Source organism: Paraliomyxa miuraensis, from assembly GCF_026337845.1.
Lineage (GTDB): Bacteria > Myxococcota_A > Polyangia > Nannocystales > Nannocystaceae > Paraliomyxa > Paraliomyxa miuraensis.
In genome coordinates, this window is the sequence record NZ_JAOVZF010000157.1 from 258,588 (window position 1) to 284,757 (window position 26,170).

Annotated in this window: 19 protein-coding genes; 5 read left to right on the forward strand and 14 right to left on the reverse strand. The window is 71.5% G+C overall.

Going from position 1 to position 26,170, the window contains the following annotated elements; genetic code table 11:
• Positions 1-40 precede the first annotated feature (40 nt).
• The 5 genes from OEB96_RS28405 to OEB96_RS28425 form a co-directional block, all read right to left on the reverse strand.
• Positions 41-2,569 carry a serine/threonine protein kinase gene (locus OEB96_RS28405; RefSeq protein WP_266219904.1) on the reverse strand — a complete coding sequence of 843 codons (2,529 nt, stop codon included), beginning with the start codon at positions 2,567-2,569 and terminating at the stop codon, positions 41-43.
• A gap of 227 nt (positions 2,570-2,796) precedes the next feature.
• Positions 2,797-2,970, reverse strand: a complete 174-nt coding sequence (locus OEB96_RS28410; RefSeq protein ID WP_266219905.1) for a hypothetical protein — start codon at positions 2,968-2,970, stop codon at positions 2,797-2,799.
• 76 nt (positions 2,971-3,046) lie between these two features.
• Positions 3,047-5,476, reverse strand: a complete 2,430-nt coding sequence (locus tag OEB96_RS28415; protein WP_266219906.1) for a RelA/SpoT family protein — start codon at positions 5,474-5,476, stop codon at positions 3,047-3,049.
• A gap of 41 nt (positions 5,477-5,517) precedes the next feature.
• A complete protein-coding gene (gene gmk / locus OEB96_RS28420) occupies positions 5,518-6,201 on the reverse strand; it encodes a guanylate kinase (protein ID WP_323137439.1) in 684 nt (227 codons plus the stop codon).
• Positions 6,191-7,132 (reverse strand): YicC family protein, encoded by a 942-nt coding sequence (locus OEB96_RS28425; protein WP_266219907.1) that lies wholly within the window; start codon positions 7,130-7,132, stop codon positions 6,191-6,193. Before OEB96_RS28425 ends, gmk begins: the two co-directional genes overlap by 11 nt.
• Positions 7,133-7,214: 82 nt before the next feature.
• Between OEB96_RS28425 and OEB96_RS28430 the strand changes: the two genes are divergently transcribed.
• Positions 7,215-8,117 carry a hypothetical protein gene (locus tag OEB96_RS28430; RefSeq protein WP_266219908.1) on the forward strand — a complete coding sequence of 301 codons (903 nt, stop codon included), beginning with the start codon at positions 7,215-7,217 and terminating at the stop codon, positions 8,115-8,117.
• Here the strand turns inward: OEB96_RS28430 and OEB96_RS28435 are convergent.
• Together OEB96_RS28435 and OEB96_RS28440 are read right to left on the reverse strand one after the other, a co-directional pair.
• Positions 8,114-8,320 carry a hypothetical protein gene (locus tag OEB96_RS28435; RefSeq protein ID WP_266219909.1) on the reverse strand — a complete coding sequence of 69 codons (207 nt, stop codon included), beginning with the start codon at positions 8,318-8,320 and terminating at the stop codon, positions 8,114-8,116. The genes OEB96_RS28430 and OEB96_RS28435 overlap by 4 nt on opposite strands.
• Before the next feature lie 117 nt (positions 8,321-8,437).
• On the reverse strand, positions 8,438-10,243 hold the full coding sequence (locus OEB96_RS28440) for an ABC transporter substrate-binding protein (protein WP_266219910.1): 1,806 nt from the start codon (positions 10,241-10,243) through the stop codon (positions 8,438-8,440).
• A gap of 114 nt (positions 10,244-10,357) precedes the next feature.
• Here OEB96_RS28440 and OEB96_RS28445 point away from each other — a divergent pair, with 114 nt between their 5' ends.
• Together OEB96_RS28445 and OEB96_RS28450 are read left to right on the forward strand one after the other, a co-directional pair.
• Entirely contained in the window at positions 10,358-11,089 is a 732-nt protein-coding gene (locus OEB96_RS28445; protein WP_266219911.1) for a hypothetical protein, read from the forward strand.
• Between the two features lie 147 nt (positions 11,090-11,236).
• The gene (locus OEB96_RS28450) at positions 11,237-12,145 is read left to right on the forward strand and encodes an Rpn family recombination-promoting nuclease/putative transposase (RefSeq protein ID WP_266219912.1); all 909 of its coding nucleotides are present in this window, start codon (positions 11,237-11,239) and stop codon (positions 12,143-12,145) included.
• Positions 12,146-12,153: 8 nt separating this feature from the next.
• On the opposite strand, the gene OEB96_RS28455 is transcribed toward OEB96_RS28450, so the two are convergent.
• Genes OEB96_RS28455 through OEB96_RS28470 form a run of 4 tightly spaced genes read right to left on the reverse strand, consistent with a single transcriptional unit; the run spans position 12,154 to position 18,813 of the window.
• Complete coding sequence (locus tag OEB96_RS28455; protein WP_266219913.1) at positions 12,154-14,298, reverse strand: hypothetical protein; 2,145 nt, start codon at positions 14,296-14,298, stop codon at positions 12,154-12,156.
• Positions 14,295-16,556, reverse strand: coding sequence for a Gldg family protein (locus OEB96_RS28460; protein ID WP_266219914.1), 2,262 nt, complete (start codon positions 16,554-16,556; stop codon positions 14,295-14,297). The genes OEB96_RS28455 and OEB96_RS28460 overlap by 4 nt, the downstream gene beginning before the upstream one ends.
• Positions 16,553-17,602 carry an ABC transporter ATP-binding protein gene (locus OEB96_RS28465; RefSeq protein ID WP_266219915.1) on the reverse strand — a complete coding sequence of 350 codons (1,050 nt, stop codon included), beginning with the start codon at positions 17,600-17,602 and terminating at the stop codon, positions 16,553-16,555. The genes OEB96_RS28460 and OEB96_RS28465 overlap by 4 nt, the downstream gene beginning before the upstream one ends.
• A gap of 5 nt (positions 17,603-17,607) precedes the next feature.
• Complete coding sequence (locus OEB96_RS28470) at positions 17,608-18,813, reverse strand: tetratricopeptide repeat protein (RefSeq protein ID WP_266219916.1); 1,206 nt, start codon at positions 18,811-18,813, stop codon at positions 17,608-17,610.
• Positions 18,814-18,905: 92 nt separating this feature from the next.
• On the opposite strand from OEB96_RS28470, the gene OEB96_RS28475 reads away from it, so the two are divergent.
• Both OEB96_RS28475 and OEB96_RS28480 read left to right on the forward strand, forming a co-directional pair.
• The gene (locus tag OEB96_RS28475) at positions 18,906-20,588 is read left to right on the forward strand and encodes a hypothetical protein (protein WP_266219917.1); all 1,683 of its coding nucleotides are present in this window, start codon (positions 18,906-18,908) and stop codon (positions 20,586-20,588) included.
• A 40-nt stretch (positions 20,589-20,628) separates the two neighbouring features.
• Positions 20,629-22,680, forward strand: coding sequence for a serine/threonine-protein kinase (locus tag OEB96_RS28480; RefSeq protein ID WP_266219918.1), 2,052 nt, complete (start codon positions 20,629-20,631; stop codon positions 22,678-22,680).
• A 10-nt stretch (positions 22,681-22,690) separates the two neighbouring features.
• Here OEB96_RS28480 and OEB96_RS28485 read toward each other — a convergent pair whose 3' ends face one another.
• The 3 genes from OEB96_RS28485 to glmM form a co-directional block, all read right to left on the reverse strand.
• Positions 22,691-24,253, reverse strand: a complete 1,563-nt coding sequence (locus OEB96_RS28485) for an NAD(P)H-hydrate dehydratase (protein WP_266219919.1) — start codon at positions 24,251-24,253, stop codon at positions 22,691-22,693.
• The gene (locus OEB96_RS28490) at positions 24,250-24,630 is read right to left on the reverse strand and encodes a holo-ACP synthase (protein ID WP_266219920.1); all 381 of its coding nucleotides are present in this window, start codon (positions 24,628-24,630) and stop codon (positions 24,250-24,252) included. The genes OEB96_RS28485 and OEB96_RS28490 overlap by 4 nt, the downstream gene beginning before the upstream one ends.
• Before the next feature lie 63 nt (positions 24,631-24,693).
• On the reverse strand, positions 24,694-26,049 hold the full coding sequence (gene glmM, locus OEB96_RS28495; RefSeq protein ID WP_266219921.1) for a phosphoglucosamine mutase: 1,356 nt from the start codon (positions 26,047-26,049) through the stop codon (positions 24,694-24,696).
• Between the last annotated feature and the right edge of the window lie 121 nt (positions 26,050-26,170).

A 26,170-nucleotide genomic window follows, 5' to 3' on the forward strand; every position in this document is an offset into this window, starting at 1 on the left:
GAGCATCGCTCGAATCGGCCGGGCCGCGCGCTCATGGTGACTACGAGAGCATCACCACGGCGACGACGATCACGGCCGCCACTGCGAGCCCCACCAGCACGAACACCGCGGAGTTCGTCTTCTTTGCGGGTGCGAGTTCGTCGGCTCCGATCGGAGCCGGCAGGCCGCTCGAGATGGGACCCGACATCGGGCCGGAGACCGGGCCCGACATCGGGCCGGAGACCGGGCCCGACATCGGACCGGAGAGCGAGCCGGAGACCGGGCCCGACATCGGGCCGGAGACCGGGCCCGACATCGGCGGGGCCGGCTCGTGGGGCGCAACCATCGTCTGCATGCGAGCGGGTCCCGCCGCCGCTGGACTCTCGCTCGGCGGCGTGACCACCGTCTGCACGCGCACGGATGGACCCGGGGTGAGCGTCGGCGATGGGGAGGACGGTGCGGCGACCTGTCCGGTCACCACCACCGTCCTTGCACGTTCGAACTCGTCCTCATGCGGGGGCGGAGCCGGGAGCTCGCCGGCACTGGCCACCACGGACTCGTGGGCGAACTCCTGAGCGGGCGGGGCCGAGTCCGTCGGCGTCGCATCAGTCGCATCAGTCGCATCAGTCGCATCAGGGCCCCCCCCCTCGGGCGTCGCGACCGGCGAGAATACGGTCCACCCCTTGGCATTGGACTCGCCGGTCGATGGAACCACGCCGCCCAGCGCATCCTTGTTTGCGTCGGAGATCGGCTTCTCCATGAACATGGTCCAGCCGCGCTTCTTGGCGGGTGCATCGGCGTCACCACGCCGCTTGCTCTGGATCGATGGATCGGCCTGCATCTCGAATTCGGCCTCGGGCTCGGCCTCGGACTCGGCCGCGACCTCGGACTCGTCGTCGGCCGACTCCTGCACGGGCACAGTGGCGTGCTCGCCCGTGGTCTCCATGAACATGGTCCAACCACGGCTCTTGGGCCCCACGCCGCCGCCGGGTGGGGCGCTGACGACCGCAGGAGCGACGGGAGCAGCCAACTCGGAGGCCCCAGCCGCGGGAGGGCTCGCCGCGGGAGCCTCGACGGCCGGAGCCACGGGAGCAACCTCCGGGCTGGCCGGTGCCTCGGCAACCGGAGCCGTGGAAGCGACCGGCGCGACCGGAGCCGCGAGTTCGACCGCTTCGGCCGTCGATTCCTCGTCGGCCTTCATGAACATGGTCCAACCCCGCGTGCTCGGCTTGGGGGCAGCCCCTCCCACCGCGGGCGCTTGCACGGGGGCTGCGGCGGATGGGTCGGAAGGCTCGGCGGGGGCAGACGGGGAGTCAGAGCCGGCCGCTCCTTCGTCGTCCTCCATGAACATGGTCCAACCCCGCGTGCTCGGCTTGGCCGGATCGCCCCCGGTGGCGGGGGGCGGCGCCGCGGGCTCGGCCGCACTGGTGGCCGGTCCCGCAGACGCGGGCGATGCCTCCGCCTGGTCGTCCTCCATGAACATGGTCCAACCCCGCGTGCTCGGCTTGGGCGCGGCGGGCTTGTCGGCGGCGGGTTCCTTGCCCTCGTCGGCCGCCTCCATGAACATGGTCCAGCCACGCGTCTTGGGCTTGGCGGGCACGTCGGGGCCACCGGACACCGCCGGAGCAGAGGCCGGAGCGGAAGCAGAGGCCGCGGACCCCTGGGCCGCATCCCCCTGCATGAACATGGTCCAGCCACGGCTGCTCGGCGCACCGGTCGGGGCGGCGCTGGCCCTGGGGGTGGGGCTCGAGAGATCGGTGCCCGGCATGGGCGGAGCGAGCGGTCCTCCCTTCGAGGGCGCCACCGGAGCACGGGCCGCAGCGCCTCCGATCGCACGCAGCTCGGTGAGGAACTGCTTGAGCATCATCGGCCGCGTGCGCGGCTCCTTGCCCAGCGCTCGGTGTAGCCGCGCATGCACGTTGTCCGGGAGCTCGGCACGCAAGTGGGCCTGCAGCTGCGCCGCGGCGTCGCCGGGGAACAGCGGTCCTCCCGTGAGCAGCATGTGCATCAAGGCCGCGAGGTTGTAGATGAGCGTGCGCTGGTCGACGACCTTGCCCTCGACCTGCTCGGGCGCGAGCGTATCGAGCGGGCCGACGCTCTTGTCGCCGTGGGGCTCGCCGACCGCAAAGCCGCTGACCACCACGCCCTGCTCGCCCACGAACACCACGCGGGGGCCGAGGTTGCGATGGATGACGCCGGCCTTCTGCGCCTCGAGCAGCCCCTCGCCGACCTGCTCGATGATGCCCGCGGCGTCCGGCGCGGACATGGCTCCGCGTGACACGAGCTCGTCGAGACGCGTGCCGGCCACGGGGGCGGTGACCTCGTAGATGCCGCCATCGAGCTTGCCGCAGGCGAGCACCGAGACCACGCGCGTGGACTGGAGGCTCTGCAGCTGGCGCAGCTCACGAAGGCTGCGCTCGAGCACGAGCCCCGAGGAGAAGCATGCGGCGTCGAATGCGGTGAGCACGACCGCGCGCCCTTGCTCATCGGTGGCCTGATGGCTCTGGGCTCCCGCGCGCGAGCCAAGCGACGAACCGATCGTGTACTTGCCGTCGACGACCGTGCCCGGAGGAAGCTGTGCTGTGCTCATGACCGAACGCCTTCTTCGGTGGCTCGGGTGGTTCGGACGCGCTCGGCGTCCGCGGAGCCACTTGGACCCCGTGGGGTCACCGCCGAAGAGACTACGGTGCGCGCGCCACGTGGATCAAGGAACCGTCGTTCCCACCACCGGCCCCACGCACGCCATCGGTCGACGTTGGGTCGAGCAATGCGGCCCGAACCGAACCGGGTTCGCGACCACAGGGCGGAAGGCGGACCTCAGCCCTCGGTCGCCGGAGCCTCGGCCTTGGCGTCGCGGGGCGCTCCGCAGGCGGCGAACAGCTCGTCGTACGACAGCGTGCTGCGCTGCGCCTGCTTCGCCTTGCGAGCGCTGCCGCCGTTCTTGTGCTTGCGGCGGCGCTTGGTCTCGGAGATCTTGGTGAACGATGCCATGGCCGGCGGTTGATACGAGCGGCCGTGCCGGGGTGTCAAGGGGCGAGCGGAGCAAGCCGGTTTGCGAGGCCAGTGGCTAGCCCAAGACCGGTCGCGGATAGACGCCCGAGCCGGCAGTGAACACCCGCTCCACACCCAGCACCCCCGGGATGGCCTTGAGCGTGGAAAGGAGCGCCTCGAGCTGCTTTCGCGTGCGCACCGAGGCCTGAAAGGTGTTGATCGCGCGATCTCCATCGGGCAGCGCCCGACAGTTGGCCTGCTTGATGTTGACGTCGTTGGCCGAGAAGGCCCGGCTCATCTCGGCCAGCAGCCCCACCATGTTGCCGGTGCGCACCTCGACCGTGACCGGCCGATCGAGCTCGAGGTCCTCCTCCCACTGCAGGTAGACCCGCCGATCGCTGAGCTGTTCGAGCACGTCGGGGCACCCCTCCACGTGGGCCGTGATGCCCCGACCCGCCTCGAATACCCCCACCAGGGCGTCGCCGGGGACCGGCGAACAGCACGGCGCGAGCTCGATCATGGCGCGTCCGCCCCCCGGCGCGGTGACGCGGTCGCGGGTGACGACGATGGGCGCCGTGGGCGTGGCTCCCTGCACGACGCCGCCCCTGCCCTCCTTGCGGCCGCCGGCCCGCGCCATGCGTCGGAACACCCGCGAGAACAGGTTGCCGTCCTCCTCGCCGGTGCGCGCCGGGGACGAGCCCTTGCCGTCGCGCTCGGCCAACCGCCGCGCCAGCACCTCGGCCTCGATCTGCCCCGCCCCGACGGCCGCGTACACGCCATCGACGTCACGGGCCTCGCGGGGCAAGCCCAGCTCCTCCCCCAGATCGCCGACCCAGCCGCGTCCCTCGTAGTCCGACAGCGGCAGTCCGTGCCCCTTGAGCATCTGCTCGACCAGGCTGCGGCCCACCTCCCGCAGGTGCAGCCGCTCCTGCTGGCGCAGGTGCTGGCGGATCCTGGCCTTGGCCCGAGACGTGACGCACATGGTCATCCACTCGGGGCGTGGGCCGTGGTTGGGATTGGTGATGATCTCGACGGTATCGCCCTGTCGCAGGTGGTAGCGCAGCGGGACCGCCTGGCCGTTGACCCGAGCACCCGAGCAGTGCATGCCCACGTCGCTGTGGATCGCAAAGGAGAAGTCGATGGGCGTGGCCCCCTTGGGGAACGTGTGCACGTCGCCGCCGGGGGTGAACACGTAGATCTCGTCGGCAAAGAGGTCGGCCTTGACCGCGGCGATGAACTCGCTGGGGTCGGAGACGTCCTCCTGCCAGTCCATCAGGCCCCGCAGCCAGGCCAGGCGATCGGCCTCGGCGCGCGGCTGGTTGCCCTCCTTCCAGGCGGTCGCGATGCCGCGCTGCGCCACGTCGTCCATGGTGCGGGAGCGGATCTGGACCTCGAGACGACCGCCCTCGCGGGCGACGAGCGACGTGTGCAGCCCGCGATAGTGGTTGGGCCGCGGCAGCGCGATGTAGTCGCGAAACCGGCCGGGCACGGGCTGGAAGCGCGCGTGCAGCAGCCCCAGCGCCGCATAGCACGAGCCTCGATCGGGGGTGATGACCTGGAACGTGATGATGTCGGACAGCTCGAGCTTGCGCCCGGTGGCCTCGCGGCGGCGGTGGACCCGGTAGGGCGTACGCAGCGACACCCGGACCTCCACCGGCAGCGTTGCCGGCCAGGTGACCTGCTCGTCGGACTCGGCGCCGACCTCGGTCTCGGGGCTCCCCTCGGCCTCGGGAGCCAGCTCCCCACCGGGGCCGAACGCCGCGCGCAGCGACGCGAGGGTCGCCGCCGGCTGCTCGGGATGCCGCGACAGCACCGCGTCGATGTCGGCCCGCACCGCCTCGAACGAGACCGGCTCGAGGTAGCGAAACGACAGATCCTGGAGCTCGCGGCGGACCCCCTCGAGCCCCAGCCGGTTGGCCAGGGGCGCGTAGATCTGCATGGTCTCGCGGCTGATCCGCTCCTGCTTGTCGGCCGCCATGTGCTCGAGCGTCCGCATGTTGTCGAGGCGGTCGAGCAGCTTGACGATGAGCACGCGGATGTCTCGGCTCATCGCCACGAGCATCTTGCGGAAGCTCTCGGCCTGCTGGGTGGCGCGGGTGAGGTACGGGACCTTGCCCAGCTTGGTGACCCCGTCGACGATGTTGGCGACCTCGCGTCCGAATTGCTCGGTGAGTTCGAAGACGGTGATCTCGGAGTCCTCGACCGCATCGTGCAAGAGCCCCGCGGCCACCGACGACGAGTCGAGCCCGAGCTGGACGATGCTGTGGGCCACCCGCACGGGATGGATGAGATAGGGCTCGCCGCTCTTGCGGCGCTGGGCCGCGTGGGCGCGCTGCGCCGCCTCGAAGGCCCGCGTGATGAGCCCCTCGTCGGGGTGCATCTGCCGGCGGCGTAGCTCGCTCAGCAGCTCGTGCAGGGCGCTGCCGTCGTCGAGCGTTTGCTCGGTGACCTCCGGGACCACCGGTCCCCAGCCGGCGTTGCCCCAGACCGCAGGCTCCCCCGTCACGGGGTCGTGCGGTCCATTGGCTGCACGGCCGCCGTCCGGGGTCAAAGCAGCTGCTCCTGGCCCGACAGCACCTGCTCGGCCGTGGCCGCCCCCCGCACGCGCGTGTGCAGCTGCGACAGGTACACGGCCCGAAGCACGTCGTAGGCCCGATCGAGGTCGTCGTTCATCACGAGGTAGTCGTACTCATCGTAGTGCCGCAGCTCCTCGCGAGCCACGCGGATCCGGCGCTCGATGACCTCGTCGGAGTCGGTCCCCCGGCCCCGCAAGCGGCGCTCGAGCTCCTTGATGCTCGGCGGCAAGATGAACACGAGCACCACGTCGTCCGGAAACTTCTGGCGAAGCTGACGGCCGCCCTGGTAGTCGATGTCGAACAGGATGTCCTGCCCGCCCTCGATGGCCTGGGCCACCCGCCTGGCCGACGTGCCGTACATGTTGCCGTGGACCATGGCGTATTCGGCGAACTCGTCGCGGGCGACCATCTCCTGGAACGTGGCCATGTCCACGAAGCTGTAGTCGACCCCGTCGGTCTCGCCCTTGCGGCCCGGTCGCGTGGTGAAGGACACCGAGAAGCCCAGTCGAGGGAACTCCTGACGCAGCCGATTGCACAGCGTGGTCTTGCCCGCCCCCGATGGCGACGAGACCACCAGCAGCATCCCGCGGTGCGGTCGGCCGACCATGCCCGGCACGCCGGGAGGGCCTGGGATGCCCAGCGACCTACTCGACATTGTGCACCTGCTCGCGGATCCGCTCGAGGATCCCCTTGGACTCGATGATGATCCGACTTCCCTCGTGACTGGTGACCTTGCTGCCCATCGTGGTGATTTCACGCAGCAATTCCTGGGCGACGAACTCGAGGGTCTTGCCCTGCCCCGCCGTCGCCGGACCGCCCACCGTGTCGCGCAGCTGCGCGAGGTGGCTGCCCACGCGAGCCAGTTCCTCGGCCACGTCCCCGCGCACGACCAGCACGGCGATCTCCTGGGCCACCCGCTCGGGGTCGACGGTCTCGGTACCCAGCCGCGCCGCGAGTTCCTGCAGCCGCGTGGTCACGCGCTCGGCCAGGCGATCGCGCTCGGACGGCAAGCAGGCCTCGAGCCGCTCGACCTGCTCGTGCAGCTCGGCGGCCAGCACCCCCACCGCCTCGGCCAGCGCGTCGCCCTCGCGATCGCGAAACGTGCACAGCTGGTCGAGGGCCTCGTCGACCACCTCGGCCAGGAAGGCGGGCGCCTTGGGAGGAGCCTCGACCGAGGGCGTGGGGCCGCGTGATGGCGCCTGGCAAACCCTCAATATTTCCAATGCACTGGGCTGCACCACATGAAGCAGACCGTGAGCCAGGCGGGCGACCTCGGCCGCCGCGCGGATGGTCTGCTCGACGCGACCGCGCTCGACCCCGAGGGCCAACAACGGATCGCGGAGGTCGACCTCCTCGGGATTGCACGCACGCTGATGGATCGCCAGCTCGACGCGGCCGCGACCCACCCGCCCCTCGAGCTGCCGGCGAAGCTTCTGCTCCACCGCCGCACCATAGGGCTGCCGTACCTTGAGCTCGAGGAAGCGAGCGTTGACCGAGCGCGCCTCGACGTCCAGCGACCACGGCCCGTCGCTCGCCACCCATCGCCGGCTGGCGGTGCCGTAGCCGGTCATGCTGCGTAGGGGCACCGCATTCGGGCATACCCCTTGCGGCGGGGCGCTCGCAAGGGGGGCCGCCACGATCGGGGGTCTGGTATGCTCCCGCCAACCGGTGATCGCTCCAGTCACCCGCCCGCCCGCAATCGCGCGGTTGGCCTCCGCGCCCGCGCGGTTGGTCTCCGCACCCGCGCGGTTGGTCCTCACGCCCGCGCGGGTGGTCCTCGCGCTGGCGCTGGTGGCCCCCGCGAGTGCGGTTGCCGCAAAGCCGGCCAAGGCGACGCCCGCCGAGCCGCGGCCAGACCCGACCGAGCCAAGCCCGACCGAGCCAATTGGGAAGGCCCAGAGCGAGCCGGAAGCGGCGGAGGCGAGCCCCCGCGGTGGTTCGGGCCGTGGACGCCGGGGGCTGTCGTGGTCACGCGCCGACGATCCGGTGCCCGAGCGCCGATTCCTGCTGGGCGTCGAGGGGGTGGTGATTCAGGCCCCTCCCCTGCGCCCCGAGGTCGTGCGCTTCGATCGACGCTTCCTGGGACGTAGCGTGTCGCTGGGGGGCCTGGGCTTGTTGGGCCGACTGCGCCTGCACCCGCGGATCGCGGTGGAGACGACGGTGCGCTCGGGCTCGGTGCGCTACGCCGGACGCGAGGACGAATCGAGCGCGGTGGTGTCCCAGGACCAGGTCATGGCCGACCTGGGCGTGCTGCTCTACGTGGCGCGCGGCGACATGGCCCAGCTGGCCTTCGACGCGGGCCTGGGCGGCATGGGCACCCGGGTGGTCTATGAGCTCGACCGCGACGGATCCCAGCGGTTCGGATCGGGGCTGGTGCGGGTCGGGGCCGACGCGGAGTTCGTGTTCGAACGGGTCGCGTTCGTGGTGTCCGTGCGATCCTACGGCGTCTTCACCGACCGCGATCGGGTGAGCAACGACGGCGAGCTGCTCGAGGGCAAGGCCCTGCAGGCCCCGATTGCCGGACTCCAGACCTATTTCGTGGCCACGGCCGGAGTCGGCTATCGATTCTAGCCTTCGAGCGCGCCGGTCGGGAGCGCGCCCTCCTCGAGCTGCGCGAACATGCGCTCGATCCCCAGGTAGCGGGGCTCGAGCGGGTCGACCGGCTCGAACGTGGGCGCCGGCTCGACGAACGACGTGGCCTCGTCCATCGAGATGCCGAGCGGCTCGATGACGGGGGTGAACAGGCTGCTGATGACGAAGATCCAGACGTTCATCGGTCTTTCCTCGATGGGGAGTGCCTGGCCATCCTGCCCATGTCGGTCGGCGAAACCAAGAAACTGGACGCCACCCTCGGGGTGTGCCAAGGGTCCACGGAGTTGACCACGCGGTGATCAACGGGAACGCTGGCCCAAGATCCAGCTCTCGAGGGGTGACAGCCTCAGCTTCGATAGCCGCGGCAGGTCGTCCTCGAATTCGAGCCCCTGGACCCGCCGCGACACGAGCATCACCTGCGAGGGCGCCCGGATCACCGAGCACAGCCGCAGCGCGGCGAGGCGGTCGGCCACGGCCACGAGCGCGGTCCTTCGCTCCTGCGGCGTGGTGGCGGCCCGATGGGCCTCGAGCGCGCCATCGAGCGCCACGTCGGAGACCCCGACCAGGTTCAGATCGCCGCGGCTGTGGAAGTAGGGAAAGAGATCGGCGTCGCTGCGCTCGGCCAGCCGCACCAGCGCGGCATCGAACTCGCCCTTGCGCATCAGGCCGAACAGGTACGACCAGCTCGCAGTGGCAAAGGGCGTGATGATTCCGATGCCGGTCCACGCATCGCGGATGCCATGGGCCATCACGCGGCCCTCGCCGTCGGTGCCGTTCCACATCAGCACCACGCGCAAGGGGCCGCTGGCGCTGCGCCTCACGCCACGCTCGAGCACCCAGCCCAGCTCCTCGAGGGTGGCCTGGGCACGGGCCTTGCCGGCATCGTCGAGCGACACGTCGCGCCGGGCGGGCAAGCCGGCCATCCCCAGGCTGGCCGACACCCCGGCCTCGTGCAGCGCGACCAGATCGATCTCGACGGGCTCGGTGAGATCGACGGGGACGGTCACGTCCTGCGACGGCAGGTCACCCAGCGCGTCGGCCAGCGCGGCGCGAGGCAGCGCGTCGTCGAGCATGCCCCGCATGCGAGGCCCCGCCTGGACCCCACCCCGGAGATTGTAGAGCAGCACGTCGAAGCGCGGCGGGCTGAGCACGAAGGCGGTGAAGCGCGGCGCCATGCCGGGCTTGGCCAGCTCCTCGGGGACGTGGGTCGGCGACAGCTCGGCCGCGAGGTGGACGTCGCCCCGTCGCATGGCGGTCAGCGCGGCCGCCCCATCGGGCATCTCCCGCAGGACGATGCGGGACGGCGGGGGCAGCTCGTCCCCGGCGGGCACTGGCGCCATCGGAGGCTCGCCCTCGGGGGTCCAGGGCTCGAGCACCAGGCGGTCGGGCTCGAGGGAGGTGACGCGCATGGGGCCGGTCCCGACGGGCGCACGGCCAAAGGCGCGAGCCCGTCCGCGATGGGCGGCCCGGGGCACGATCGCCATGTCGGCGAGCATGGCCAGCGCCAGGGGCTCGGCTCGGTTCAGGGCCACGTGGATCCATCGCCCGGGGTCCCGGCGCGACCCCGGCGGCAGGCCGCCCACCGGGCCATCGACCAGCTCGACCTTCTTGAGCCCCCCCAGGCCCAGGCGCACGCGCATGGTGCCGCGCCGGGGATCGAGCCACCAATCGAGGCTGTAGAGCACGTCCTCGGGGGTGACCGGCTTGCCGTCGTGGAACACCACCCCCTCGCGCAGGTGGCAATAGACGTCCCGCGGGGCCGTCTGGGGGCGAGTCACGCAGGCGTCGGCCAGCGCGGGCTCGGCCCACGGGGCTCCCGTGTCCACGCGCCGGGTCAGACCCTGGAAGACCAGCTCTTCCGCTATTCGCGCGCCCCACGGATCGAGGTCACCCAGCGGATCGAGGTGGTCGGGCACCCGCCGCAGGGCGATCACCAGGCGGGACTCGACGCGGTCGGTCCCCCGGGCCTGCATGATCTCCTCCTCGATCCGCTCCATGGTCGGACCGATCGCGTCGGTCTCGGCCGGGGCCTCGACGTCGTCGCCGCACCCCGCACCGAGGAGGCCACCCGCCCAGCAAAGGCTCGTGAGCACGACACGGCGCACGGCCCTGGGGTGTACCGCGTCCGGAGCGGGTTGAACATCGCGTGGAGGGCGTGATACGAAGCGTTCTCGACCGGTATGCGCCCTCACGGCCGCACGGGTCGTTTCAAGCCGGACATGGCCATGCGAAGCACCAACTCCTCCGCCTTGCTCACCACTGCCGCCGCCGCCCTGCTGGGTGCCTTCTGCCTCGTCGGGTGCGACAAGGGTGAGGAGGAGCTCGAGCTCAAGGGCGAAGCCAAGGAAGAGGAAGCCGGCCCTCCGGTCCAGGTGAGCCTTCCGCCGCCTCCCAACTTCGACGAGGGCAAGGCGCCCGAGCAGTGGGAGGACGGCGCGTGGTCGATCTGGGGCTTGCGCCGCGACGTCGACAAGCAAGTGGCCGAGGGCGACGCCGGCACCGAGATCACCCTCAAGGGCTGGGTCCAGGAGATCTACGTGCCGCCCGAGTGCCCCGAGGGAGGCTGTCCGCCGCCCAAGCAGCCCCACGTGTGGATCACCGACCAGGAGGGCGTGGAAGGCAAGAAGCGGGCGATGATGGTGGTCAACTACCGCTTCACGATTCCCGAGTGGCAGGCCAAGGACTGGAAGGACCAGCCCGATGTGATCCTCGAGAAGGGCAAGCGGTATACCTTCAAGGGCGTGTTCAAGCAGTTCTCGGACACTGGATTCGCCAGTGACCATGGTCTGCTCGAGTTCAAGGCGTACAAGCCGCTCGATCCGGAGACGGGCGCGGAGCTGCCCGAGTGGGTCTATCCACCCGGCGCCTCGTGGCACCCGCTGACGATCCAGCAGCAGGAAGAGCAGAACGCCAAGCTCGCCGAAGCGGCCGCGAAGGCGGCGAAGAAGTAGCCGAGGGAAGTCGCGATCGCGGGCGGGGCTCGCGACCGTACGGCTTGCAGAAAAACGAGACGATCGGGTCCGGCGTTCGCCGCCCTCGGCGCCCATGCGTGCCACCGCCCCGACGAGCGGGGATGCGTTACGCTGTCACTCGATCCCATGCCGCGCCCCACGTTCGCCGACCCCAAGACCGACTTCGCGTTCAAGCGGATCTTCGGCTCCGAGGAGCACAAGGACGTACTGGTCGCCTTCCTCAACGACGTGCTCGCCCTCGACCAGGCTCACCGCATCACCGAGGTCGAGCTCTTGCCCCCCGAGCAGCGGCCGCTGGTCGACGAGCTCAAGCTCTCGATCGTCGACGTCAAGTGCACCGATGCCCGCGGGGTGACCTACGTCGTCGAGATGCAGGTCCTACAAGTGGAGGGCTTCGAGAAGCGAGTGGTCTACAACGTCGCCAAGGCCTACGTGAACCAGATCGCACGTGGTGAGCTCTATCCCGAGCTCGGTGACGTGGTGGGAATCACCATCTGCGACTTCGAGCTGTGGCCCGACGACGGCGACCGCAAGATCCCGATGCTCAGCCGCTGGGGCATGGCCGAGGAACAGACCGGCACCAACGGTCTTGGTCAGATCCGGTTCGTGTTCCTCGAGCTGCCCAAGTACGACGACAGCCACCCGCCCCGAACGATGATCGAGAAGTGGGCCTATTTCTTCCGGGAGGCCGACGAGCTGACGATGGTGCCGGAGGTACTCGCCGAGCAGCCGTTCATCGACGCATTCGAGGCAGCTCGAACGGCGGGCTTCACCAAGGCCGAGTGGGAGGCCTACATCCTCGCCGGCATCGCGGTGCAGAACGAGCGCGGGGCGCTGGTCGTCGCCGAACGACGTGGAGAACGACGAGGCCTCGAGCAGGGCCGCATCGAAGGTCTGAGGCGCGAGGCCGAGACCTTGTGCCGCGTGCTGAAGATCGAGCTCACCGACGAGCGCCGACGCGAGTTCGAGCGACTCGATGCGGCCGGGCTGCGAGCGTTGCTCACGAGGATCGAGCACGACGGGCGCTGGGCGTAGCGACGGCCTCACCCAGCGTCGGCCGGCTCCTCGTCGGTCGGCTCGACCGCATCCCCCTCGACCCCCGCATCCGCGAGCCGGTACCACCAGTCCTCGCCTCGCAGCCGTAGCCAGCCCTCGCCGCCCTCGAACGCGAACGCAGTGCCCTCGGTCGGCAGCACCCGCAGCTCCCAGGTCTGCGGTGCCGCAGGCTCGCCCGCGACCAGCTCGCTCGCGCTGACCTCGTGCATCCGCCGCAGCCACGCATTGGCCTCGCGCGCGGGTCCTCCTTGCTCGTCGACCCACGCCGCGCCCGTGCGCTGCAGGCGGACCGTGCTGCGCTCTCGAGTCAGCTCCAGCCCCCGTGCGAGATCGATCGCCCGCTGCAGCGGCAGCTCGACCAGCAGGTCTTGCCGCAGCGTCTCGCAGGTCCCCTCCGAGAGCCGCGCCGGCCGCTGCCCCGTGACCCGCACCACGCAATCGGACAAGAGTTCCACCTCGAGCGCCGCGTCCTGCCCCCGCCGTGGCACCCGCTCGAGCCGCAGCCTCCGCACGGCCGCCGCATCGTCCATGCCCTCGACCCATGCCTCGGCCCGCAGCCCCGAGAGCACCGCGAGCATCGCCTCGAGCCGCATCGAGTCGAGCGCCGCGTCGCCCTCGGGGTGCACGGGCGCGTCGAGCCGCCACACGCCGAGATCGAAGTGCATGCTCTGGCGCACCACCTCCGGCCCGGCCGGCCCGGGCAAGATCTCGAGCGCGCGCGCCTCGTCGGCTCGCCCTTCCGTCAGGCGACGCTCGGCGAACGCATCCGCATCGAAGGCCAGCGGCGGCAGCTGGGCCTGCCGAACCTCGAGCACGGGCCCGTCGTCGCGACGACACCGCATCGAGCCCTCCACGCTCGTGCAGCGCAAGCGCAGGGTCGCGGTGCTGTCGGTGGTCAGTCGCAGATCCACGTCGGCGACCTCCGGCCAGGGCGTGGCGTCATCCGTCGAGGGCAGCGAGACCTCGGCCTCGTGCAGCGCCTGGTACCAACGAAACACCTCGGGCTCGTCCACGTCGAGCACCGACGTCCTGCCGCCCTCCACCGGCTCCTCGAGCCGCCAGCCGCCGCCGTAGCGCGCCAGTACGCGAGTCTCGGGATGCAACAGCTCGATCCGCAGCACGCGGCCGTAGGGGTGGGGCAAGAGGCGCGGCTCGAGCAGCGCACCAGGGTCTTCGGTGTCGGTACGCCACGGCATCGGCCATGGACGCACCAGCGCCTCGTCGAGGCAACCCCAACGCCCGGGGCCACGCTCCACGAGCACGCGCTCGGCTCGACCGGGACACGCACCATGCCGGCGCAGCGTCACGTCCACGCCATCCTCGCCCTGCAGTGTGATCCAGGGCTCACCCTCGTCACCGCCCACCGGATCCACCCAGGGATCGAGTCGCGCCGAGATCAGGCGATCGATCCGGGTCTCCACCGCCACGCGGTCGAGCAGCACGTGCGGACCCTCCTCCAGCCGGGCTCGCCAGTGGCCGTCGATCCCTCGCTCGAGGATGGACGAGCCATCGCGCACCGCCACGATCTCCGACGTCTCGGCCACCACCGCTCGCCGCGCCAGCCAGGCCTCGGGCGCCTGCTGGACCAACAGCGACAGCTCCTGCTCGAGGACCCATAGCCCGGCCGTCCCCTCGGCCCCGCCTTCGATCGCCCCGTAGAGCCCCGCCCCATCCACCGTGGGACGCCCCAGCACGATCGTCCGCACGCCGCCATCGGACGGCCGGTCGGGCAGCTCCACCACGATCCTGCCCCCGCTGCCCAGCCCCGCGTCGCTGTCCGCGTCGGCGGCCCGTACCGTGGTGGCCAGCCGCAGCGAGTCCCATATGCCTTCCATCGCCTCGGGATCGACCGGGCCCAGCACCGCATCGCCCACCCACACCGCATGGCCACCCGCGCCGGGGACCAGGCGCACCGGATCGCCATGCGGAGGCCACAGCTCCACCGTGGCCCCCGCCGAGGCCCACGTGGCCAGCTCGGGCAGCACCCGCCACGCCGACGAGCGCGTGGACACCAGGGTCGCGTGAGCCCCGTCGTCACGACGCGCGTCGAGATGGGCCCACGCGGCCGTGCCCACCGCGAGCGCCAACAGGCTCCACGTCAGCCGCGACGGCCGAGGCAGCCCGCTCGTCATCGTCGCCGCCTCCACAGCACCCACACGCCCAGCAGGATCGCGAACCCCGGCAGCCCCAGCAGGCACACCAGCGTCATGCGCTCGAGCTGCTGCGGCAGGAGCACCAGCTTGACGTGCTCGCGGGCGCGCGGCCGGATCCCCAGGAGCACCTCGCGATCGGTCAGCCACCCGATCGCATTGAGCACCAGGTCGCGCCCGTGATCGTAGACGATGTCCTCGCGCAGGTAGGCATTGAGCGCGAACTGATCCGATCCGATCACCACCACCCGCGAGCCACCGCGCTCGCCGGCCACCGCCACCGGAATCGGGCCCATGCGATCGACCCCTGCGCCCTCGGGCTCTCCCGAGGAGTCGGGCTCGACCGGCGCCCCCGAGCGCAAGGCGACGATGTCCGACTCGGCCCACGCTTGCTCGCCCGCCTGCACCAGCACCACCGGCTCGGCGGCCTCGGGCACCGGCTCGGTCGCCAGCTCGCGCACCAGCACGAAGCTCACCGGCCGACCCACGAGGGCCCGCACCGCCGGGTGATCCCCCCAGCCATCGATCAGCGTGAACGAGAGCAGCGGCGTACCACCCGGCATCGGGTGCGGATCGAGCACCACGCGGTCGCCCTGCACGATGCCATAGCGGACCAGCAGCGGCTCGAGCCCATGCTCGGCCAGGCCGGTGGCCCCCGGCCTCACCACCGCGCCCGCGAGCATCAGCAGATCACCGCCCCCCTCGACGAACCGCTCCACCGCCCGCACGTGGGCCGGAGGCAGCACGCCGCTCGGCCCCGCCACCAAGAGCACGTCGCAACCCGAGAGCCCATCGGCCGCATCGAGATCGGCATGGCGAACCTCCAGGTTGGCCCGCCGCAGCAGATCGCCCAGATGCGCGTAGCCACCAAACGGCTCGAGCCCGTCGAACGGCGGCTCCCCGTGGCCCTGGGTATGGCACACCGTGGTCGACCGCGGGTCGCTCACCTGCAGGAACGCGAGCAGCAACGCCTCCTCGCCGCGGAACTCCTTCACCCGAGGCCCCGTCGCCTGCACGTCGGGACCGGTGGCGTAGGTGACCAGATCACCGGGCAACAGGTGCGTCTTGCGAAGGGCCGCTCCCTGCCCCGCCCGCACCAGCACCACGCCATCGGCCAGATCGCGGCCGCCCAGGCCGAACTCGGCCACGAGCTGCTCGGCCTCCTGGCGATCGCGATCCGGGTCGAGCAGGTGCACCCGAAGCTGGGACGAGGTCTGGGCCATGCGTCCCAGCACCTCGCGCAGCTCCTGGGCCAGCGGGTTGGGCTGACCTCCGCCGATCGTCGACGGCACCAGCACCCGCACGTCCACCGGCCCCGGCAGCTGCTCCAGCACCGCCTCGGCCCGCGGCGACAGCGAGTACACGCGGCCTCCCGTCCAGTCGTCGCGCTCGGCGTGGCGCGCCCCCAGCCAGGCCCCGTGCCCCACGGCGACCGCGAACAGCAGCAGCTGCAGCAGCCGCTCCGGGCGGCGCCGCGGATCCACGGCCACCACCGCCGCCGCCGCGCTCACCACCGTCACCGCCACGTGCAGCCACAGCCAGCGGCCATCCACGATGCCCTGCGCCAGCTCCTGCATCATGGTCAGCAAGCTCGTGGCCGCCAGCGCCGCGGCCAGCGTCTGCGACTGCACCTGATCGGCCAAGAGCCCCGACAAGAGCACGATCGTGCACACCACGAAGCTGCCGATCGCCGCGGAGAGCTGGCTGCGGGTCAGCGCGCTGGTCAACAGCCCCAGCGACAGGAAGCTCGCGCCCACGAGCATCGTGCCCAGGTAGCCCGAGAGGATCGGCCCCGGATCCGGCTGGACTCCGGCCCCGCGCAGCAGCACGTAGAAGATCACCGTGGGCAGCCACAGCGCCGCATGGAACACGAGCGCCCCCAAGAGCTTGCCCAGCACCACCTGGGCCGGCGACAGCGGGGCGGTGAGCAGGGCCTCGAGCGTCCCCTGCTTCTTCTCCTCGGCCAGCAGCCGCATGCTGATCGTCGAGCACAGGAACAGCACCGGCAGCCAGAAGATGAAGAAGCTGCCCCCGAAGTAGAACTGCATCACCGGGCCCGGAGCCGCGAGCGGATCGTTGAGCACCCGCAAGAGCAGCGCGAAGTTCCACCCCTGCAGCAGCAGGAACAGCGTGCCCACCACGTAGGCGAGCGGGGTGACGAACAGCGAGAGGAGCTCTCGCCAGGCCACGGCGATCGTGCCCACGATCCACGCGGGGGCCAGGCGAGTCGACGCACTCATGCCGACCCTCCGCTGCGCAGGGCTCGACCCTGGCCGCTCGCGTCCGCGCCAGCGCCGGCACCGATCCCACCTCCGGTGACCTCGGCAAAGCGCTCCTCGAGCCGCGTCCGACCCGCTCGCAGCTCCACCAGCGCGACTCCGGCCTCGAGCGAGGCCTGGCCGACCGCCGCCCGCACCTCGCCCACCGAGGCTCCATCGGGCACGCGCACGCGCGCCCGGCTACCGTCCTCCGCCGCCTCCACCGCGCCTTCGGGAGGCGCCCCCAGCCCCAGCGCCCTCCAGGCCGCGGCCAGCACCGGCCGCGTCGCCTCGACCCCGGCCGTCCACGCCACCACCACGTGACCGCGCGCCGTCGCCGTGGCCAGCGCTTCGTCGGCAACCACCCGCCCTTCGCTCAGGATCACCACGCGGTCGCACAGCATCTCCACCTCCGCCAGCAGATGGCTCGAGAACACCAGCGTGTGCTCGCCACCGAGCGCCCGCAGCATGGCTCGGATCTCGCGGACCTGATTGGGATCGAGCCCCACCGTCGGCTCGTCGAGGATCACCACCGGCGGATCCCCGAGCAGCGCATCGGCCACCCCCACGCGCTGGCGATAGCCACGGCTGAGCTTGCCGATCGGAGCATCGAGCACGTGACCGATGCCGGTGCGCTCGGCCACGCGATCGAGCTCGGCCGCCCGTCTCCTGCGTGGCACCCCCTTGATCCTGGCGCGAAACGAGAGGTGCTCGCGGGCGCGCAGCTCCGTGTAGAGCGGCACGTGCTCGGGCAGATAGCCCACCCGAGCTCGGGCGTCACGCGAGCGCGTGCGTACGTCGAGCCCCGCCAGCTCCACCCGCGTGCCCGACCGCTCCATCACCGGCAAGAACCCGCAGCACAGCCGCATCAAGGTCGACTTGCCGGCCCCATTGGGTCCCAGCAAGCCAAGGCGCTCCCCCGGCTCGACCCGCAGCGAGACGTCGTCGAGCGCGAGGCGCTCGGCTCCGGGGTACCGGTGGCTGAGCGCCTCGACCCACAGGGCGACGCGATCGGAGCTTGCGCTCATACGAACTACGGAGGCGCGTCCGAACCGGGCTCCGCCTTGGTCTCGCTGGCCCCTGACCCGCTCGGATCCCCACTCGGACCGCCAGCCGAGTCGGCCCCCGCGGCCTTCGCCGTCGGATCGTCCGCCGTCCCCCCCAACGCGGCGTTGGAATCGCGGGCGAGCGTGCTCTCGTCCGTCAGCTCGGCGGGCGCCTCGTCGGCGCGCGGCAGCTCCCCCTCGGCCGCCCGCGGATCATCACCATCCAGACGCGGTCGCTCGGTGGGCTCGATCTTCACCGGGTCGCGGGCGATCTCCGCCACCGCCCACGCCACCGCCTCCTTCACGTCGGCGTCGGTCTCCTCCGTGCTCTGGGTCTGCAGCACCGGAACGTACAGCTCGAGCCGCTGAAGCCCCATCACCCGGGCCACCGCCGCGCGCACCGAGGCCTCGGGATCGCGGCGCATCGCGTAGATCAACGCATACGCGGTCCCCTGATCCGCCGCGGCCGCCAGCGCCTCTGCGCAGCCGATCCGATCGTCGACCGAGACCACCGGCGTTCCCTCGGCATCGTGCAGCGTCAGCCCATCGATGAGCCCCTTGCGACGCAGCTCGTAGGCCACGTAGGCCTTGGCGCTGCCCTCCTGGTCCCCCGCCCGCAGCCGCAGCTCGCCCAGCGCCAGCCAGTTCTCGAGGTTGTCCGGATCGAGCGCAGCCGCCTTCTCCTGGGCCATGGCCGCCGCCGCGAACTCGCCCGTCGCCGCCCGAGCCACCGCCACCGCCATGTGCGGGCCGGCATCGTCGGGCACCAGGGTCGCCGCATGCTCGTAGAAGCCCGCCGCCTTGCGATGCTCGCCGCGCTGGTCGTGCATCGAGCCCAGCAGGATCGCCGCGTTGGCCCGCATGGCGGCAGCTCCCGCCCCGTTGGCGATCCCCTCGAGATCCGCGCGCAGCTCGGGAAACTTGGTCCCCTTGGCCACGGAGGGATCTGCCTCCAGCATGGCCTTGATCTCGAGGTAGCGCTCGGCCGCCGCATCATCGTCCAACGGGACGGACCCCTTGGCCTCGGCCTTGCTCTCCTGGATCTCCGCGGGTGGCGGGGGATTGGGCACGGGCTCTCGCCCCGGTGCATCACCCCCACAGGCCCCCATCGAGCCGGCGACCACCGCCAACGCCCAAAGGCGCGACGAGAGCAGGAGCTTCAGGGCCGGGGCGAGAGTGCGACTTTGGCGCACGACGGCAGGCATCGAAAGGAGGTTGCCACAACTGGTCGGGGTCATGATACGCTCGCAATGTGGGGTTTGTGCGTAAGCTGCGATCACTGCTGATGATCGCCCTCGCAGTGGGACTTGGTCCTGCTGCCTGCGTCGCCGACCCCATGGTCCCTTGCGGGGCCTTCGAACCGGGTGACGCGGCCGACAACACGGTGGTGCGCGCATTCGAGGGGCCCATCGCCGCGATCGCGATGAAGGACCCCGACTCCGACAACGGCGCCTTCGTGCTCCGCAATCTGTGCGACGACGACGGTGAGTGCCAGCTCGACAAGCTGATGCTCCCCGAGCTGTCGCCCGGCAGCCAGGTGATGCTGACCACCGGCGGCCACTTCCTGGTCGGGATCGACCAGCGAGGAGGCACCGTGTGGACCTACGAGTTCGACGATGCCGGCCGTCGGGTCAGCAAGAACAAGACCTACGTCGATCCCACCCAGGGCCCAGCCCAGCTCGTGATCGGCCTGCGCGACAGCGAGCTGCTCGTGGTCCGCGATCGCGAGGGACGGCTGGGCGTGTACCGGCCGACCAAGCAGGTGGCCTCTCCGATCGCGCCCGACCTCGGCGACTCGCTGCGGCTGGCCGCGGTGGGCGAGCGCTGGGTGGCCGTGCGAGTGCTCCATGCCGACGGCACGCAGACCGTATACGTCGTCGACGTCGAGGCCGACCCCGAGCGTCCCTACCGCGTGGCGACCGGCGACATCCAGAGCGTCGTGTTCGGACCGGGCGACGCAACCGTGGTGCTGTCGGCCGGCACCGGAGTCGACGCCTCCGTGATGGTCTTCGACGTGGGGAACCGAGAGCTCCTCGATGCCTTCACCGGCGAGCTGATCAGCAGCCGCGAGCGCAACGACCGGCGTGCCGTCGAGGAGGTCCCCGGTCTGCATGCGATCTCTCCCAGCGGCGAGCAGCTCGCCTACCGCACGCCCTCGGGCTCGCTGGCCGTGCGCCAGCTGCTGACGCAGAGCTCGTGCATCGTCCGCAACACCAACCGCCTCGGCACGGGCGCCGAGCCCTCGCGCAACGCGAGCAACCATGCGCTGGCCGGGTTCGGGGCCGACGGCATGCTCTTCGCCGAGTACACCGTGGGCTCCACCGACAGCTTCGTCTACGCCTACGATCCCCGGCATCAGCAGATCACGCCGCTCGGCAGCGAGGAAGCCGGCTGGCACCTCGCGGCCGTCCCCGGGCGCGTCACCGACGTATTCGGCGAGGTCACCCGCCTGTGGGCAGTGGGTGTGCGCCACGGCTCGCATGCCACCATCGGCGAGGGTCGGATCGACGGCCACACCGTCGGCAGGGAGCTGACCTTCATGCCGCTCGACGACGAGGCCGTGTGGGCGATCGACACCAAGGACGAGCTCGTCGGCGACCGACGAAGCGAGCGTGCTCTGTCGGTGCGCCGCGTCGCCCCCCCCGAGTGGAAGAACGGGGCGCTGCGGTTCGAGCAAGGCCCCGACGATCAGGTCATCCCCCACGTGCGGGACGGGGACAACCAGGGCCCTCTGCGGGTTCCCCTCAGCGGACGACTGTGCCTGACCACCGGGGTTCCGGGGGCCTGGGCCTATCGCTGCGGGGATTCCACCGGGACGCGGGCCGCGTTCACCACCGACTCGGGGACCCAGGAGCAGAACAACGACCCCAACGTGCGACCCGAGTTCGACCCGCCGTTTCCCGATCAAGGGGAAGGCGACGGCGGGACGGAGCCGGACTCGGGGGACGGGGATCCCACGCGCGACTAGACCGAGCCCCGCCGCGTCCCTGCTCCGGTAAGCTCCGGCCATGTCCGGCGAGGACGACGACCGCCCCCCCGTGAGCCCGCCGCAGGCCGGCGCGAGCTCCGGCTCGCACCTCCGCGCGCCGCTGGGCGCTTCGCTCTCCCAGCCCATCACCGACTCGGGTCTCATCCCCATCGTCGACCTCGGCGCAGCGCCGACCCTGGTGTCTGCATCCTCCGTCGACGGCGGTGAGCTCGACGAGCCCTCGTCCGAGCCCGACGACGAGCACCCACCGCAGGGCTTCGGCAACCGCTACACCGACCAGGGCCTGCTCGGGCGCGGGGGCATGGGCGAAGTTCGACTCGCCCGCGATCAATTCGTGGGCCGCAAGGTCGCCCTCAAGGTCATCCGTCACAACCGCGCCCATCGCCCGCGCTCGCGCATGCGGTTCATGCGAGAGGCCCGGATCCAGGGCCAGCTCGAGCACCCCGCCGTCGTCCCCGTCTACGACCTGGCCCAGACCGCCGACGGTCGCCCCTACTTCACCATGAAGCGCGTCTCGGGGATGACCCTCGAGGACATCATCTCCGCGCTGCGATGGGGCGACCCCGAGACGAGCGAGCGCTACTCGCGACGCCGCTTGCTCGAGGCGTTCGCCCGCGTGTGCCTGGCCGTCGACTACGTCCACCAAAGCGGCGTGCTGCACCGTGACCTCAAGCCCGCCAACATCATGCTCGGCCGCTTCGGCGAGGTCTACGTGCTCGACTGGGGCCTGGCCAAGCTGCTCGACGAGGACCACGATCTCGCTCCCGCGCCCGAGGATGGAGACTTCTACGGCACGACCCTCGACGACGCCAGCGACGGCCGCACCGCCGCCGGCGAGCTGATGGGCACGCCCGGCTACATGGCCCCCGAGCAGATCGACGGCGGCGGCCGCCCCCTCGACGCCCGCGCCGACATCTATGCGCTCGGCGCAATCCTGTTCGAACTGCTCACCTTCGAGCCCCTGCATCCGCCCGGCCCGATCCAGCGCAAGCTCGGCTCCACCATTCGTGGCGCCGATGCCCGCGCATGCGAGCGCTACCCCGATCGCGAGGTCCCCCCCGAGCTCGAGGCGATCTGTGTGCGTGCCACCGCCGATGATCCCGAGGCCCGCTACGACAGCGCCCGCGCGCTCGCCGAGGCGATCGAGGCGTTCCTCGACGGCGATCGCGACCTCAGCATGCGCCGCGGGCTGGCCCGGCGCTGGGCCACCCGGGCCGAGGCCGCGGCCAAGGACGCGCTCAACTCCGGTGACCTGCAAGCCCGCAGCCGCGCGCTCGAGCACGCCAGCCGCGCCCTGGCCCTCGATCCCAACGACGAGCAGGCACGCAGCACCTTCGTGCACCTCCTGCTCGAGCCCCCCCCCACCCTCCCGAAGGCCGCCGCCGAGAACCTGCTCCACAACGAGCGCGCCGCCGAGCGCGTCGCGGCGCGCGGAGCCGCCATCGGCTACTCGGCGTGGCTGCTGTTCTTGCCGTTCTTGTTCTGGATGGGCGTGCGCAGCTGGATCACCCTCGGTGCCATGGTCGGCTGCGTGATCCTGGCGCTCGTGCTCAGCCTCGTCGCCGCCACGCACCCGCGCCCCGAGGCCTGGTCGCGTCCCGCCTCGTTCGTGGCCGGGATCTGTGCGCTGATGTTCCTCGGCCGCCTGCTCGGCCCCCTCGTGCTCGTCCCCGGCCTGGCGGCCACCAACACCGCGGCCGTCATCGTGCACGCCCCCAACCGCCGCCGCAGCCTCTACCTCGCCGCCGCGGCCGCCGCCGTGCTCCTGCCCCTGCTCGGCGAGGCCCTGGGCTGGCTGCCCGACTCCTACCAGTTCGTCGACGGCCAGATCCTCATCGCCCCTCACCTGGCGGAGCTCCCCCGCCTCGCCACGCTGGTGTTCCTCATCGCCGCCACCGTCACCGCGATCGTGGTGCCTCCGCTGCTGCTCGCGAGGACCCGTGACGGCCTGCGCGACGCCGAGCGCCGCCTGGCCCTGCACGCGTGGCAGATGGAGCAGCTGCTGCCCCGCGCCGCCCGTCCCCTCGTCGGTCACTCCAGCAGCGATGCGATCTCGGTGTCCTCACGGTAGCGCCCTCGCCTCATCCGCGTCGTAGCGCGGGCCACCGCGGATGATCCGGAGCGTCCATCACCGCTCGCAGCGCCGACGGCAGCGCCTCGGCCACGTCGAGCGCCACGGCCCCCGCTGCCTCGCCGAGCCGCTCGCCCGCCACCCCATGCACGTGCACCGCCACCTCCGCCGCCACGCTCGGCGGCAGCCCTCGAGCCAGCAACGCCCCCCCCAGCCCCGCGAGCACGTCCCCCGAGCCCGCCGTCGCCAACGCAGGCCCTCCGCTCACCGCCACCGCCACCGCCCCCTCGGGCGTCGCGACGAGGCTCCCCTCTCCCTTGAGCACCACCACCGCCTTCGTCGCCACCGCCAGCCGACGCGCCGCCTCGATCCTTCGCCCTTGCACCATGGTGCCGGTCCACCCTTCATCCGGCGCCAGCCGCCGCAGCAGCCGACCGGCCTCACCCGGGTGCGGCGTGATCACCCGCGGCCCCGCTGGATCTCCCCCCAACACCGGCAGGAGGTCGAGCGCGCTCGCATCCCACAGCGCCGGCCGCGGATCCTCCACGAACAGCCGCGGCAGCATCGCCTGGCTGGCCGCATCGGTCAGCCCCGGCCCCACCACCAGCGCCCGTGCTCGCGGCAGCAGCCGTGCCGGCTCGCTCTGCATCGACGCCGTCATCAGCTCGGGCCGCACCGCGAGCAGCACCGTGGCCAACGTCGGATCCGGGCTCGCCACCGTCACCAACCCCGCCCCCCCGCGGAGTCCCGCCACCCCGGCCAGCAGCGCCGCTCCCGTCGTCCCCGGGCTCCCCCCCACGATGCCCAGGTGCCCGCGCTCTCCCTTGTGGGCGCCGGCCGGCAGTCCGCGCAACGCGGCGGCCACGTCCTCCGGGTCCAGCAGCCGCAGCCGATCGTCGAGCCCCGGAGGCGGCAGCAACCCGATGTCGGCCACCACCACCCGCCCCGCATGGTGTCGCCCGGGTGTCACGTGGAGCCCGGGCTTGCTCCGACCAAAGGTCACCGTGCACCTCGCTCGAACCGCGTCCTCCGCCACCGCGCCCGTGTCCGGATCGACCCCCGTCGGCAGATCGATCGCCACGCACGGCCCTGCACGAGCCCGTAGCCACCGCAGCGCCACGCCAATGCGGCCGCGCGGCGCTCCCCGGCTGCCCGTGCCCAGCAGCGCATCCACCCACAGCCGACCCGCCTCCTCGTCGGCGGCCATCCCCTCGTGCACCGTCACCCCATACGCCCGACACAGCCGGAGCTGCTCCGCCACCGCCGGGTTGTACCGCTCGGCCAAGAGCCACGCCGCCACCGAGACCCCCCAGCCATGGAGCTGCCGCGCCACCGCCAGCCCATCACCCCCGTTGTTGCCCGGGCCCACCAACACACCGACCGCACGCCCCTCGGCCATCGCCAGCGCAACGACCTCCTGGCTCACACACAGCGCCGCGCGCTCCATCAGCAGCGGCGAAGGCATGCCTCGATCGTCCATCGTGTAGCGGTCGCTGCTCGCCGACGTCGCCGCGGTCCACAGCTCCGACCGCCACCGCCCCGGCCCCCCCGCTTCGATTCCTGTTGCGCTCATGTCGAAGCCACCGCCACCGCCGCCGCCATCCCGGCCGCATGGGTGATGCTGATCTGCATCGTTCGCACCCCACGAGCCTGCGCCACCCGCTGCGCCACCCCGCGCAGCACCACCGTCGGTCCGTACTCACCCGAGCGCGCCGGAATCACCTCCACGTCGTGCCAGCCGATCCCCAGCGGAGCCCCCAGCGCCTTGCTGGTGGCCTCCTTCACGGCAAAGCGCCCCGCCAGCGACTCCCACGGTCGCCCCCGCTCCATGCAGTAGGCCGCCTCCTGCTCGGTGAAGATCCGCCGCGTGAACCGCTCGCCATGGCGCTCGATCGCCCGCCGCATGCGGTCCACCGCACACAGATCGATCCCGACTCCGATCACGCTCATACTGGTGGCGTCCTCATGTCGGTACTGCCCTCATGTCGGTCCTGCCCTCATGTCGGTACTGCCTCATGTCGGCTCGCCGAGTTCTTCGCGGGCCGCGCTCAGGATCCGCCCGATCCGCGGCTCGATGCCCGCCTCGTCGGCCGCTTCCACCATCACCCGCAGCTTGTTCTCCGTGCCCGAGTAGCGCACCAGCACTCGCCCGTCGTCCCCGAGCTCGGCTTCCACCTCGCGGATCACCCGGCTCACCTTCGGCAAGCGATCGATCGGAGTACGGCGCCCCACCTTGATGCTCGTCGTGACCTGCGGATAGCGGATCATCACCGCCGCCAGCCGTGACAACGGACTCTCCGTGCTGCGCATGATCGTCAGCACCTGCAGCGCCGCCACCAGCCCGTCCCCCGTCGTCGCATGGTCGAGGAACACCAGGTGCCCCGACTGCTCGCCGCCCAGGTTGTAGCCCCCGGCCCGCATCGCCTCCACCACGTAGCGGTCCCCCACCGGCGTGCGCACCAGCCCAATGCCCACCTCCTCGAGCGCACGCTCGAGCCCCAGGTTCGACATCACCGTGGCCACCACTGCCCCGCCCCGCAGCTGTCCTCGCAGCGCCATGTCCCGCGCGCACATGCACATGATCGCGTCGCCATCGACCACCTCACCACGCTCGTCGCACATCACCGCCCGGTCGGCATCGCCATCGAGCGCCAGCCCCAGGTCGGCCCCGTGCTCGCGCACCGCCGCTTGGATCCGCTCGGGGTGCATGGCCCCGTAGCCCGCATTGATGTTGGTGCCATCGGGCTCGCAGCCCAGCGCCACCACGTCGGCCCCCAGCTCCCGCAGCATCGTGGGCGCCACCCGGTAGGCCGCCCCGTGAGCGCAATCCACCACGATCTTGAACCCGTCGAGATCATCGTGCGACGAAAATGCCTGCTTGACCCGAGTGAGGTACCGGCCCCCTGCATCGTCGAGTCGAAAGGCCCGCCCGATCTCCGAGCCCCGCGCCCGGCGATCGTCGAGATCGGCATCCATCAGCACCTCGAGATGCGCCTCCACCTCGTCGGGTAGCTTGTAGCCGTCGCCCGCAAACAGCTTGATGCCGTTGTCGGCAAAGTGGTTGTGGCTCGCCGAGATCACCACCCCGGCCGACGCCCGCAGCGACTGGGTGATGTACGCGATCCCGGGGGTCGGCAGCGGGCCCACGAACGTCACGTCCGCCCCCAACGCACACAGCCCCGAGGCCAGCGCGCTCTCGAGCAGGTACCCGGACAAGCGCGTGTCCTTGCCCACCACGATCGTGCCATCGCGCCCGAAGTGGGCGGCCACGGCCATTCCCACCCGCAACGCGACCTCGGGGGTCATCGGGGCGGTGTTGGCCTCGCCCCGAATGCCGTCGGTCCCAAAGAATCGGCGCGCGCTGGCCATGTGATCTGGATCTACCGCCGACGTCCGGCGGGCTCAACCGTCCTTCCGGAACGCCCACGGGCCTGAGCCGTCCTCCGCCACGCTCACGGGCCTGAGCCGTCCTCCGCCACGCCCACGGGGC